This is a genomic window from Afipia birgiae 34632 (assembly GCF_000308295.2).
Classification (GTDB): Bacteria; Pseudomonadota; Alphaproteobacteria; order Rhizobiales; family Xanthobacteraceae; genus Afipia; species Afipia birgiae.
In genome coordinates, this window is sequence record NZ_HG326654.1 from 1 (window position 1) to 12,779 (window position 12,779).

Sequence of the window (12,779 nt, forward strand, 5' to 3'; positions counted from 1 at the left end):
ACAGTATCTGTCGAATGGCCGACACAATAATCCACGCCTGCCACTCGCCAATTGGGGCGAAATCTATATCGCTTCAAAAGAAAGGGATGCTGAATCATACAAGCGGACGTTTGGGATGAACCGTCGTTGGTGTATGAATCTGCGGAAGCAGCAGTCTCGGTTCGTTGAACTATAGAGCTCGCTTCGAAAGTCGTTCCAACGGTCATTTCGGCTGCGCCAGCACTCATACGGCCAGTATTATCGGATTGAAAGCCGTTAGTGCGTCCCACATAGAGCCTGTCAACGCCGAGCACGTGACCAACAATTATCAATGAAACGAGTAGTGCCCCGAAAAATGAACTTACGCGGCGGAGCTTCACGGCGAGTACCTGTCAGAGCGCTGCACCTGGTGGCCCGCCGCTTGAGGTGAAACTCTCCGAGCTGCTTGTCCAAAACGGAGAGCGCGAGCTTTGCTTCGACGATCGGGAACCAGACTTCTTTGTGACCTAAAATACTCCTCTTGAAGCGAGGCGCGGATTCCTATGCATATTCCCCAGAATATCCAAACATTGTTCCAATAGTGAACCGTAATTCCGATGAACATGAACATGACAACCACCAATGTAAATCCCGTACGCATATTGTTCATGTAGGTGTCGTTACGTCGAACGCTTACGCCCCCTCCGGACCAGCAAAATGACGTGATACTCGCCAGAATTACAAAGATGACCAAGGGCACTCCGAAGCGGAGCGCCAACACTAGCCAGACGCTATCCACCGAGGCACGGCCAAAAAAGTCGTCTTCAGCCGCGTAGGCAGCGAAGCCGTAGCCAAAAAGAGGAGACAAGCCGATATATTGAAAGGCATTATCCCATGTCGCCACACGGAAATATCCCGTGGCAGGATCAAGCGTCAGATTTGCGATCATCCATGAGATCGGCTTGTTCGCTACGACAAAAACGGCAACGAGAAAGGCGGCTAAGCTCGCCATCAAGGCCTGCCACCTCCAAGGGTATCGTTGCATGGCACAATCATAACAATAGATCGCTATCACAATCATAAATGACATCAGCGGCCCGGACGACATCGCCATCAGACATCCCAAAAAACATAGTCCTCCATACAAAAAAGTGCGTTCGGAGTATAAGAAAATGGCGCCGGCAATGACGCAGAACGTCCCGTACAAGATGGGATGAGGAAATGTTGAGAATGCCCGTAGCATCCCATACCTATATTCGGGGTGCTCGTTCGGCAAACCCCAAAGCGCTCCGATAGTATTGATGGTAACAATCTGTTGAGTGAGGTGATCGATGGCGGCAAGAACAACGATTGCAACCACTATGACCTTAAACACCCGAACAAATGTCTGTAGCGCAGGGCGCCCGAAGAAATATGCGCGCGCGACTATGTAGCCACCACAAAATTCGAGCACCAAGGCGACCGTGGAAGACCAGGATTGATCCGCCGATTGGGATATCGCTGCAAGCATCCAAACCGATACAGCGCAAACAAAGAAATCAGTTGCGCCCAAACGGCGCCCTCTTCGAAATAACTCAAAGAAGGCAGGGATAAGAAGTAGACATATTACAATACGAGCCGGGATAAATTTTATCCCGGCCAGGAAAATAGTCATGGACGAAGGCATGGCGATCCCGATCAGTACCAGCCAGGCCACGAAACCGTTTGAAGGAGCTGCAGGACTTCCGCCGACAGGAATCACGCTGCCATCCGCTGCCTGGCGGCGCGCAGTCCCAACCCTGCCAAGGCTGTCTACTGACAATTCGTGCTCCCGGACAGACATACCAAATTCGAACGGGAAGAAAACGATAGTTATATTAAATGATTAATGTTGCCGCGCAATTTAATACTTGCGCGTGAGCGCATTATCGAGCAATCCTTAAAGTCTATTTTAATTAATGATCGTCGGCCAGTTAAATCAATTAAGGTGCGGGCGATGGCATGCTCGATACAGGTATACTGCGTCGCCAACCACCAACCGACGCTCACCCACAACCTACAACGATCCCCCGAGATTGCCGATGGCGACGTTCAGACTTCGATTATCTGGGGCGCATCGGCAGCATCGGCGGCCTACTGCAGCGCCACTAGCGGCGCTGATGCGGATATCCTCGTATTCGCTCACCAGGACGTCTATTTTCCCGACGGCTGGTTTGCGAGACTGCAGACCATCTGTCAGAAACTGAGTTCGATTGACCCGTCGTGGGCTGTTGCTGGCCTTTGCGGTAGAACGCGCGACGGGCAATTTGTTGGACATTTGTGGGATTCTGGAGTGGGCGCCGTATGCGGCGGACGATTTGACCCGCCTCGCGATGCAGCGACTCTTGACGAAGTTGTTTTGATCGTACGCCGAGCTTCAGGGATCAAATTTGATCCGGCTTTACCGTCGTTCCATTTATACGGAACAGACATTGTGCTTGAAGCACGAAAAGCGGGCATGAATTCTTATGTGATTGACTTGCCGATCATTCACAATAGCAAGGCGGATGTTCGCCTCGACCACACTTATCTTGCTGCTTACAGATATATGATTCGCAAATGGAAGGCTGTACTCCCGTGGCCGACAGTGATCGTTGAATTGACCAACAATCCTTTGCCGTTACTGCTGCGCCGCATGCGGATGAAATACAAATCCGTCTTGCGGCAGTCTACGTTACACCCCCCAGTCAAATGCCCTGAAATGAAGGCTAATGAACTCGGATTTTTGAAAGAGAGCGAAAACGCGCACGTGAGTGCAGGCGGCGCCTTTTGCGATGATAGCAGCAAAATTCCCGCTACACCGCCTTCGATGACAGTCGTCGTCTGTGTCGAATCTGGGCTTCTGGAGCCGCTCACCGTACGGATGGTTGATAGCCTTCGGCGCTTCGGTGGCCGCTTCGCAAATTTAGAAGTTGTTGCAGTGACACCGCGGATGACCCCCCCACTCGCGCGAGAAACGCGGCGCCGGATGGCGGAACTGGGGATCAAACATCTCCAAGTGTCCCCAAATAACCCCTATTCTTGGCACCATTATATGAACAAGGCGGAGGCGATAGCAGCCGTAGAAGACCGAGTCACCACGGAAGCAATCGCGTGGGTCGACAGCGACATTCTTTTCACGCGCGAGCCAAACGGTCTTGAACTATTGCCCGGAGTCGATTTCCTCGCGAGCGCACCCGACGCCGGCGTGATTGGCTCGAGGGGGGTCACCGACCCGAACGATCCGTTCTGGCAGCGATCTGCTGAGCTCATCGGGAAAGATGCTGACGATCTTCCATGGCTACAGACAGGTGACGGGCATCGGATACGATTCTACTGGAATGCCGGCCTCTATGTGTACCGGCGTAAAGCTCGGTTCGGTAGGGAGTTTCTCGCAGATTTCAAAACCTTTCTTGATCGGCGGGTGGCTAGAACACACTCCCAAGTGCATTTCATGGACCAAGTCGTATTGGGCCTGACTGTGGTCAGGCTCGGATTGGCCTGGAGAGCATTGCCGGATTCGAGTAATTTTCCCGTGTGTAGTTTTCTGCCTGAAAACTATGATGGCGCCAAAGTCGCAGATGTGAGTGTACTTCACTTTCATGACTCGATGAATCCGGAGCTTTGGGACAAACTTCTCAGCACCCTCGCTCCCGCACATCCGCTGGTCCATCAATGGCTCGCACCGCAAGGTCCTGTGGTCCCGCACCCGTCGGTTATATCGTCGCTCGCGCGTGAAAGTCTTCGAATAGCTCGTGGCTTAGAAAGGAGATTTTACTACGCACAATCCGGCTTCACCAAGACACGGAATCCACTTCCGCGATGATCCTTCTCCAACGGTAAGGCCAGTATGAACTGCTACTTTCACCACGAGCGTCGCGAAATACGGCCACTCTTGCCGAAGACCGCGACCAACATTCTCGAGATCGGCGCCGCATCTGGGCAAACACTGCGCTGGATGAAGACAATTTATCCGAATGCCGGCACGACCGGAGTGGAAATAAATGAAGCCATAGCTGCTGAGCTGGGCCGGAACGTCGATGTGGCAATCATTGGCAACATCAGCGAGTGCCTGCCTCGACTCAAAAAGTACGACCTCATACTGTTACTCGATGTCCTTGAACATCTCGTCGATTCGACGGATGTTCTTCGAAACGTCCGACAGCTCCTTGTGCCCGGCGGTCACGTCGTAGTCTCGCTACCGAACATTGCGCATCTTAGCGTTACAATCCCCCTCCTCCTCAAACGGCAGTTTCGATACCAAGACGCCGGCATTCTCGATCGCACACACGTGAGGTTTTTTGTCGAAGATACAGCTATCTCGCTTATGAACGACGCACATTTCAAAGTTTCAAAAGGGCTTATTTCCGGCATACAGGGCCCCAAAGCAAGAATGCTTGATCGTCTTTCATTGGGTCTGCTGCGGCATCATTTAACCAAGCAGTACATTATGCTCGGAGAGCCGGCTGACGAGGAAATTCGGCAACAGCCGGTCAAGTGGGCGATCGCTGAGTGAACTTAGTCGTTCGCAAAGAAAGGCTAAGCGCGCTCAATCAAGAGCCCATGGCGCTGCAGTAATTGCGCAGTCCTCCGGATCACGGCGAAGGGCAAGTCGGCGCGTTCGGCAATGTCGAGCAACGAGTGCGTTCCATCCGAAAGATTGAGTATCCAAAGCATGGCCATGTTAGACGCTGCGGTGTCCTTGTCTCCACCAACCATCCCATAAAGTCCGCGACGTCCTAACTGAGGTTCGCATTTCGGCATCGTGTTGCGATACACTGCGTCATTTTCCACCAGGTCCATCGTCTCGGCAATCAAACGATAAGAAGCGGTCAGATGCTTCGGATGGATGAAATCGAGATTATCGGCCGACGTATGATACTGGGGAATCTCGCCGAACTTGCTGCGCTGGAACAAGCCCACCGGCAGGTCAAAGCCCGGCGAGCAATACTGGCGCTCATCGTAACCGTATGGAGTAAAATCGAGGATCGATGGTGCTAACCCCGAATGGCGGAGGGTATGGACCATCGCCCGATCGACCTTGGTATCGCCGCGTCGGCTTTTCTTATAAGTCGGGCCGCCACAATCGCCAACCATGGAAACGACAAGTCCATACTTGATGCGCTGACTGCGATGCTCATTTTGGGCCAGCCATGTGATCGCGCCGATCGTGCCGGGTGCAAACAAAAAGCGATAGCTGTACCGCGTCTGCACGCCAGCCATTCGCTTCGCAAGGTGCGTCAGCAGCGCCACGCCCGAACAGTTATCGTTAGCAAGCGAGGGGTGGCAGACGTGAGCCGAGAGCAGAAACTCTTCCTCGGTTTCACCTTTGTGCAGATACTCGCCATACGTTAGGTACCCGTCCGCAAGGCTCGAGTCGATGACCACTTCATAGGTTTCGTCCCGGAGGCTTTCGAGCAGGCGATGAGGCAGGCAGAACGCCCAATTCTCAGCATAATAAGATGTTCGATACGGAATCAGATCGGGCTGGTCGGGCAGCGTGTAGACGTGCTTCTTGAGTTGGGCCAGCGACATATGCTGTCGCACCGGTACACTATAACTCATCACGTGCAGATTTGATTGAGCGAAGTCGACGATCTTCTCGCCACTTCTGTTCTTGATGTACGCTTCACGAATATTCCACTCTCGCGGGATGAACCAATCGAAGACGGCTGTCCCCGTCGGAACCTCGTGAATCTTTAGATCGATGTGCGCACCAATCGCATGCAACGTCTGCCGTACGCCCTGACCAGTGATGCTGCGGCAAATTGGATATATCTGGGAAGCAAAGGCAAATATCGCCTCGCCGATATCCTCCGTCACCACCCGATCGCGAAGATCCCATTTCACATTCATGACATCGCTTGGAGTTGGGGCTGGGAATGTCGCAATTCGGGGTCCAGAATTCCTTCCGCCAACAGCTTTTTTATATGGCCGATACGTTGATATCTCGGTCCCTCGAATTCTTCCAACGTGAGGCCCGACGAGCGATAGGCCAGATAAAGCTGTTCAGCGCCCTTACGAGCGTCCCACTGCGGCTTGAACTCAGGCAATTTGCGGCGGATTTTCTCGAAGCTCACGCGATACGATCGCTTGTCTGGGCCGGCGTCGTCTGCGAATTCGATGGTGCATTTTGGCACAACACCAGCGACGATTTCTGCCAAATCTCGAATGCGATAGTTGTGTGCCGTCTGACCGACGTTGAAGGCTTCATTGAATACTTGATCGGCAGGCGCCTCAAGCGCAGCAATGAACGCGCTGGAAATATCCTCGATATGCACGATCGGGCGCCATGGCGTGCCGTCTGACTTCAGATGGATCTTCCCTGTCGTGATGGCCCAGGCGACAAGATTGTTCAGAACAATGTCGAATCGCAATCGCGGCGACAATCCATAGGCTGTTGCCGGTCGCAAATAGACCGGACAAAAATTGTCGTCAGCCAGGCGCGCTATATCACGCTCGGACATCACCTTCGACTCGCCGTAGGCTGTTACGGGGTTAAGCGCACCGGTTTCATCAATCATGCCCTCGCCAGCCTGTCCGTAATTGCTGCAAGATGAGGCAAATACAAACCGACGGACACCCGCTAGCTTGGCCAGTTCGGCGATCCGCACGCTAGCTAGGTGATTGATCTCATCGGTGAGGCCCGGTTTAAGATCACCGAGCGGATCGTTCGATAGAGCCGCCAGATGCAGAACCGCATCGAATCCAGCAAAGTCACCTACCCTCACGTCGCGCACGTCCTTGCGGATTGCAGCAACCTCGCTGACTTTTCCACCAGCTGCATATGTGCAGCGGGAATACAAATCACTATCAAGCCCGGTCACCTTGTGACCTGCCCGAACCAGCATCGGCACAAGAACGGTGCCAATGTAACCGAGGTGCCCTGTCACAAGAACGCGCATGAATACTCTCCCGTTAGATGGTCACACGCGTGGGCCGCCTGGATCGGTGGTCTGCGGAGAATCTCCCCAAACGACATTGGCGAGTGTGACCTAAACATCAACGCAAAATCGGCCCGGTACATGGATTATATTATAGCTCACTATGTTGCCGGCAAAGCCGGAAAGCCGCCGCCGGAACCGGTAGATATAGTCCCGTCGAACCTCATGTTCGAACCGGCATGTCTTGCCAAATGCCGCGCGTATCTATCACATCGAGGTGACGGCGCTCCGCCAATGGCGTCATTTTGAATTCGTCGTGGTCGACAAGGAGAATCGCTATTTCGCAGGCATGAAGGGCCTGATCGATGCTCATCATCTCCGCGCCGTGTCTTTCCAGTTCAGACGGAAGTTGGCGTATATTCGGCTCAACAATCTTGATGCGCGATCCATATTTTTCCGCAAGGTGCAGCGCGATTTCCAGCGCAGGACTTTCTCGCAAGTCATCGACGTTCGCTTTAAACGCGAGACCGCAACAGGCAACATTTGCATAAGGATGATCATCGATCAGTGCGATAGCGCGCTCGACGATCAGCGCTGTCTTGCGATTGTTCACCTCGCGGCTGGTTTTCATGACTCTCGCGAGATCCGGCACAGCATCGATGATGAACCACGGGTCGACAGCGATGCAATGGCCTCCGACGCCGGGCCCTGGTCGTAACACGTTTACACGCGGATGGCGGTTGGCGAGATCGATGACCTCCCACACGTTGATTTCATAATGATCGCAGATGATGGAAAGCTCGTTTGCAAACGCGATGTTGGTGTCGCGATATGCGTTTTCGGTCAGCTTCACCAACTCGGCGGCTCGGGCTGTCGTCGCCACACATGCTCCGCGGACAAACATCTTGTAGAAGCGCTGGGCGCGCCTGGCGCACATCGTGGTGATGCCACCGATGCAGCGGTCGTTGTTGACCAATTCGGAGAGAATGCGCCCTGGCAGCACCCGCTCCGGACAATAGGTGACCGAGATCGACGCGCCGCCATTAGGTGGCCCAACGCTTAGATCCGGACGCCGCTCCATGATCTTCTTTGCTATTCTTTCCGTTGTACCAACCGGCGATGTCGACTCAAGAATGATCAGATTTCCGGGGGCAAGGAGATCGGCGATACGTTCGACCGCAGCCATCACGCAGCTCAAATCCGGCCGGTTCGCGGAATCGATCGGGGTCGGCACCGCGATCATAAACACGTCTGCCTTCTCAGGCTCCATCGTGACGATCAGCGAACCGTTGGATACAACTTTTTGCACCAGGCCATCGAGATCCGGTTCGGCAATGTGGATGGCACCGGACGCAACCGTCTTGACGATATCCGGGTTTGTATCGACGCCAACAACCTGCATGCCGCGGCTGGCAATAAGCGCCGCGGTAGGCAGGCCGATGTATCCCAAACCGATGACCACCACCTTCTGAAACTCAGGCATTGAGAACTGCCCTCACGATACGTTCGCTCGCGTGACCGTCTCCGAAAGGGTTGTGGGCATGGGACATCGCCAGATAGTGGTCGTCGTCGTCGAGCAATCGGGCTGTCTCATCAACGATTCTGCCGGTGTTTGCCCCGACAAGGCGGGCAGTGCCCGCTTCAACGCCTTCAGGCCTTTCCGTGGTATCGCGCATCACAAGAACGGGCTTGCCAAGCGTCGGCGCCTCCTCCTGAACACCGCCGGAGTCCGTCAGCACAAGATAGGAAAGCGACAGCAGGCTGACGAAATCCGTGTATTCCTGAGGGGATATCAGTTCAACGCGGGGGTGATCGGAAAGGCGAGCCGACAGCACATCATGGACGTTCGGATTGGGATGAACGGGAAGAACAACTGCGACGTCTTCCCGACGGAGAATTTCCAGTATCGCGTCAACAATGTTGAGTAACCCGGATCCGAAATTTTCGCGGCGATGGCATGTCACCAGAATGATGCGCCGATTTCCATGCTTTAACCTGATGCTGTTCCAGCGCGATGCCAGATGCGGGTCGGATTCGACAATGGATTTGGCGGCCAGCAACGCATCAACGACGGTGTTTCCGGTGACATGAATGCGCTCCTTCGGCACATTCTCACGCCGGAGCGCCTGTGCAGCTCGCTCAGTTGGCGCGAAGTGCTGATCGGCAATTGTTGCGACAATCTTGCGATTCACTTCCTCGGGCCAGGGCGCGTAGATATCGCCGCTCCTTAGCCCCGCTTCAACATGCGACACCGGAATCCGGCGATAGTAGCAGGCAAGAGCTCCCGCCATCGCGGTCGTCGTGTCGCCCTGAACAATGACCCGGCTCGGGCGCATCTTGTCGAGAACGTCACCAATTCCTTCCAGCAACCGTGCCGTAAGCCGATCCAGCGATTGATTGACCGTCATAACGTTGAGGTCAACGTCGGGCACAATGTGCGTTAACTTGAGAACCTGATCGAGCATATGGCGATGCTGCGCCGTCGCGCACACGGTTACGATCGCGCCCTCTTCGGCCTTCAGGCGGTTGATGACCGGGAAGAGCTTGATCGCTTCCGGGCGCGTCCCCAACACAACGAAGAAGTGTCTCATCCCTACCCCCGTAGTCGGGTAGAGTTCGAGTGCGCACTGCGCTGCCCGAGCATGACCTGAACCTGTTGCTGAACGAGCGCGCGCAACAATATCGCGGCGAACAGCGTGTTTGTTCGCGCATATCGCCACCACATCCGCCCTGGCTCCTGATAGACGCGATATAGCCATTCCAGCCCCAGCGCCTGCATGCGAACTGGCGCGCGCGCGATCTGGCCGGCGAGAACATCGAAGGAGCCACCTACTCCCATGATAAACGGAACTTTCAAATCGTCACGGTGTGCCGCAAGGAAGCGCTCCTTGCGAGGTGTAGGCATGCCGATAAACAGGCAATCCGCAGCGCTGTTCCGGATGTCGCTGACGACCTCAGCCTCCTGTTCCGGCGAAAAATAGCCGTCTCTTAGCCCGGCAAAACGGAGATCCGGATACTGCTGATGCAGCTGCGCTGCTGACCGCTGTAGCGTCTCACGTGTCGCACCAAGAAAGTACGGCTTGAAGCCCTCTTTGGCGCACACCGCAAGAAGCCCGATCAGCAGATCGATCCCGGCTACTCGTTCCTTCACAGGCAGGCCGACAAGTCGTGCAGCCCAGACAATCCCCATCCCGTCAATCCCCACCACATCGCTGCTGGCGACATCGCTTGACAGAACAGGATCCCGGCGCGTGTTGACGAGCTTGGCTACATTTAGCGCGACATGCTGCAACCTGCTGCGATTACGCATGGCCTCGCGTGCAAGGTCGACGGTCTCAGCCATCGTGAGAATATCAATGGGGCAACCTAGAAAACTCTCCCGCATTTTCTCGCCTCAAAAGCACGAGCAAATTAATAATTAATACAGACCACAAAAACCGCGCTACTCTGGACCTCGTCGTTATTAACTGACACAATATAACACGAAATATTTAATTACAAGAAATCTTGATTTAATTCTATTATTTAAAACGCTGCATCAAAATCACCTTTTGGTACAGGATTGGAAGGGAGCTCGGCACCACACCATTTCTGCCAGCTGTTTCAGTCTCTGGGCAATGTCGGGCGGCTCCGCGGCTTACCCAGCCAAATTCAGCGGCCTGGCATAGGAGGCCCGCCATGGATTTAAGTTAAATATGTCGCTCCTTTCCGTCATCATTCCTCACCTCAATCAAGCTGCAGAGCTTGAGGCCTGCCTTTCCAGCCTCGACGCACAGCATCTGGATCATGCGCTCTACGAAATCATTGTGATTGATAACGGCTCGACCGTTCCACCAAGTGCTATCGTTGCGCGTCACCCCGGCGCACGCTTGCTGTATGAATCGCGGCCCGGTCCTGGTCCGGCGCGCAATGCAGGAATTCAGGATGCCAAAGGCGAAGTTCTTGCGTTTATCGATGCCGACTGTCGCGCGCACGCCGACTGGCTCCGAAGTGCTTTGCAAGCTCTGCCATCACCGCCAAATGGAACTATTCTCGGGGGTGACGTTCGTATTTGGCACGACGACGGAAGCCGCGTAACGGCAATCGAAGCCTACGAAGTCGTCTTTGCATATCGTTTCAAGCTGTACATTGAACAGCACGGCTTTTCCGGCACAGGCAACCTTGTCGTGAGGCGCTCTGATTTTGCAAAGATTGGCCCGTTTGCCGATATCAACGTCGCGGAGGATGTCGATTGGGGGCAGCGCGCCTGTCGTGCGGGATTCAAGTTCCGATACGTCCCCGAGATGATCGTCTTTCATCCACCTCGCCGAACATTGCACGAGCTATGTGTGAAATGGGACCGTCAGATACAGCACGCCCTCAATAAAGCGCGAGAGAAACCTGGATGGCAGATTCGATGGATCGCTCGCGCCCTGGCGGTTCTGGCTTCGCCAACCCTCGATTTCATGAAGGTTTTTAGCAGCAATCGGATCCATGGCGCCACCGCCCGTATTAAGGCGATTTTGGTCCTCGTAGCGATCCGCACTCACCGCGCGCGAAAAATGCTCAGTCTAATGGGTGAAAGCCAAACGATTGTCTGGAATCGTGACACATCGGTCTAGCGCACGGCCGAACCAGCCTGACTGTCAGCCCTGGGATGCAGAGCCTACAAATATCTGATTGTGCGTCAATTCAGAAAGATCGGATCGGCAGCCAAAAGACCAAAGGATCCAACCAAGTTCGTAACTTCGGCATTCGAGACGAAGCCCTACATTGCCGGGATCGATCAAGCCCGCCACTCGCGGCAAACAGACGTTCTGAATGGCGCGCAACATGCGCCGTCTATTGGTGTGATGTTCGCCTTTCCGAATATGCGAGCGAATGGATAGTTGCAGCTCAGGCAACAACGTCGGCTTCCGCAACTGGTTGCGGCCGAGCACCCAGTTAAAACCCTTGATAAGGGCGTCGCGCGCCTCACGAACATCATGACGCTCCGCGCACTCGAGGAACGCGGGTGCCATACCATACTGGTGGACGGAGTAGACTTCATAAAAATCAAGCACCCGCCCCTGCTCCGCATCAAAGAACCAGGGCCACTCGCCTTGCGGCCCCTGCAATCTGATCAGCTTGCGTGTGCACTCCACAGCCATGCGGATTGCGCCGAGATCTCCATAAAACTCGCCATACTGATAACAGGCAAGCGTCAGATATGTTTGGCTCGCGAAGGATGCAAATCGCCGACGCAACCCCGACGGGGTATCAAAAAAAGTCCGGATTGACTGTGGAATTTTTCGGCGAGGAATTCAAAGAGCGCGTTCGCATGTCGAAGCCATCGCTCATGACCTGCCTTGGCCTGAGCGATGATTCCGGACAGAAGCATCCCGAGATCCTGCGCTCTAAAATTTTTCCAATTTCTCTTGTCCGAGAGCAATAACTCGATGTGCCGCGCAACGTCAGCGGGAATATCCAGTTTCAGTTCTGCTGCCGTCCATAGCGCCATCCCGTATGCGTATACGGGGACGGGCAATCCCGTTAGTTGAAGTACGTTCCGCTGGAAAATTGCCGGTGCATCGACAGTCTCGGGGATGCCCTTCAGTCGCGAGAGACCGAGCAGCACATTGAGGGTGTAGAATACATCACTGTGGGGGACGGACTCATTTGGTTGAGGGCGACCATCCAGATGATAGATGTGCGACCATCGGCCATGTTCTGGCATCCAGCATCTCTGAAGACCGCTCAGAGCAAAATCCACCAGTGGTGAATTGAGAGATGGCTGCTTGCTTGAGTGCATCACATTCGTCCGACTCTCGGTATCCGGCCGATGTTCGTCAAGGATGCACTTCATAGCAAGAAAAGCCAGTTGTAATGAAGGCCGCCGAATGCCGCACCAACAAGGTGATTACACCGGAGGCAGGAGAAAACGACGGCCGGTGCCGAATATTGAAATTTAGGCAGTTAAAC

Annotated in this window: 11 protein-coding genes; 3 read left to right on the top strand and 8 right to left on the bottom strand. The window is 54.4% G+C overall.

Features of this window, described 5'->3' with window-relative positions; translation table 11 throughout:
* Positions 1 to 355 precede the first annotated feature (355 nt).
* On the bottom strand, positions 356 to 1,699 hold the full coding sequence (locus BN32_RS18565) for an O-antigen ligase family protein (protein ID WP_152343681.1): 1,344 nt from the start codon (positions 1,697 to 1,699) through the stop codon (positions 356 to 358).
* Positions 1,700 to 1,825: 126 nt separating this feature from the next.
* On the opposite strand from BN32_RS18565, the gene BN32_RS25650 reads away from it, so the two are divergent.
* Together BN32_RS25650 and BN32_RS18575 are read left to right on the top strand one after the other, a co-directional pair.
* Positions 1,826 to 3,781, top strand: coding sequence for a glycosyltransferase family 2 protein (locus BN32_RS25650; RefSeq protein WP_152343682.1), 1,956 nt, complete (start codon positions 1,826 to 1,828; stop codon positions 3,779 to 3,781).
* 24 nt (positions 3,782 to 3,805) lie between these two features.
* Positions 3,806 to 4,471: a class I SAM-dependent methyltransferase gene (locus BN32_RS18575; protein ID WP_019196517.1), complete on the top strand. Its 666-nt coding sequence runs from the start codon at positions 3,806 to 3,808 to the stop codon at positions 4,469 to 4,471.
* A gap of 23 nt (positions 4,472 to 4,494) precedes the next feature.
* Here BN32_RS18575 and BN32_RS18580 read toward each other — a convergent pair whose 3' ends face one another.
* The 5 genes from BN32_RS18580 to BN32_RS18600 form a co-directional block, all read right to left on the bottom strand.
* Positions 4,495 to 5,811, bottom strand: a complete 1,317-nt coding sequence (locus BN32_RS18580; RefSeq protein WP_019196516.1) for a DUF4910 domain-containing protein — start codon at positions 5,809 to 5,811, stop codon at positions 4,495 to 4,497.
* On the bottom strand, positions 5,808 to 6,860 hold the full coding sequence (locus BN32_RS18585) for an NAD-dependent epimerase/dehydratase family protein (RefSeq protein ID WP_019196515.1): 1,053 nt from the start codon (positions 6,858 to 6,860) through the stop codon (positions 5,808 to 5,810). The genes BN32_RS18580 and BN32_RS18585 overlap by 4 nt, the downstream gene beginning before the upstream one ends.
* Positions 6,861 to 7,062: 202 nt before the next feature.
* Positions 7,063 to 8,322, bottom strand: a complete 1,260-nt coding sequence (gene wecC, locus BN32_RS18590) for a UDP-N-acetyl-D-mannosamine dehydrogenase (RefSeq protein ID WP_019196514.1) — start codon at positions 8,320 to 8,322, stop codon at positions 7,063 to 7,065.
* Positions 8,315 to 9,430, bottom strand: coding sequence for a non-hydrolyzing UDP-N-acetylglucosamine 2-epimerase (wecB, locus tag BN32_RS18595; RefSeq protein WP_040427009.1), 1,116 nt, complete (start codon positions 9,428 to 9,430; stop codon positions 8,315 to 8,317). The genes wecC and wecB overlap by 8 nt, the downstream gene beginning before the upstream one ends.
* Before the next feature lie 2 nt (positions 9,431 to 9,432).
* The gene (locus tag BN32_RS18600; protein ID WP_040427011.1) at positions 9,433 to 10,224 is read right to left on the bottom strand and encodes a WecB/TagA/CpsF family glycosyltransferase; all 792 of its coding nucleotides are present in this window, start codon (positions 10,222 to 10,224) and stop codon (positions 9,433 to 9,435) included.
* Positions 10,225 to 10,534: 310 nt separating this feature from the next.
* Here BN32_RS18600 and BN32_RS18605 point away from each other — a divergent pair, with 310 nt between their 5' ends.
* Complete coding sequence (locus BN32_RS18605; protein WP_019196511.1) at positions 10,535 to 11,440, top strand: glycosyltransferase family 2 protein; 906 nt, start codon at positions 10,535 to 10,537, stop codon at positions 11,438 to 11,440.
* Positions 11,441 to 11,464: 24 nt separating this feature from the next.
* On the opposite strand, the gene BN32_RS27835 is transcribed toward BN32_RS18605, so the two are convergent.
* Both BN32_RS27835 and BN32_RS27840 read right to left on the bottom strand, forming a co-directional pair.
* Positions 11,465 to 11,968 (bottom strand): hypothetical protein, encoded by a 504-nt coding sequence (locus BN32_RS27835; protein ID WP_019196510.1) that lies wholly within the window; start codon positions 11,966 to 11,968, stop codon positions 11,465 to 11,467.
* Between the two features lie 53 nt (positions 11,969 to 12,021).
* Positions 12,022 to 12,609, bottom strand: coding sequence for a hypothetical protein (locus tag BN32_RS27840; protein WP_244438209.1), 588 nt, complete (start codon positions 12,607 to 12,609; stop codon positions 12,022 to 12,024).
* Positions 12,610 to 12,779 lie beyond the last annotated feature (170 nt).

Bases quoted from the DNA above. Each gene is read 5' to 3' on its own strand.
- BN32_RS18605 (WP_019196511.1), top strand. From the start codon at position 10,535: ATGTCGCTCCTTTCCGTCATCATTCCTCACCTCAATCAAGCTGCAGAG.
- BN32_RS18580 (WP_019196516.1), bottom strand. From the start codon at position 5,811: ATGAATGTGAAATGGGATCTTCGCGATCGGGTGGTGACGGAGGATATC.
- BN32_RS25650 (WP_152343682.1), top strand. From the start codon at position 1,826: ATGTTGCCGCGCAATTTAATACTTGCGCGTGAGCGCATTATCGAGCAA.
- wecB (WP_040427009.1), bottom strand. From the start codon at position 9,430: ATGAGACACTTCTTCGTTGTGTTGGGGACGCGCCCGGAAGCGATCAAG.
- BN32_RS18585 (WP_019196515.1), bottom strand. From the start codon at position 6,860: ATGCGCGTTCTTGTGACAGGGCACCTCGGTTACATTGGCACCGTTCTT.
- BN32_RS18600 (WP_040427011.1), bottom strand. From the start codon at position 10,224: ATGCGGGAGAGTTTTCTAGGTTGCCCCATTGATATTCTCACGATGGCT.
- BN32_RS27835 (WP_019196510.1), bottom strand. From the start codon at position 11,968: ATGGCTGTGGAGTGCACACGCAAGCTGATCAGATTGCAGGGGCCGCAA.
- BN32_RS27840 (WP_244438209.1), bottom strand. From the start codon at position 12,609: ATGCACTCAAGCAAGCAGCCATCTCTCAATTCACCACTGGTGGATTTT.
- wecC (WP_019196514.1), bottom strand. From the start codon at position 8,322: ATGCCTGAGTTTCAGAAGGTGGTGGTCATCGGTTTGGGATACATCGGC.
- BN32_RS18575 (WP_019196517.1), top strand. From the start codon at position 3,806: ATGAACTGCTACTTTCACCACGAGCGTCGCGAAATACGGCCACTCTTG.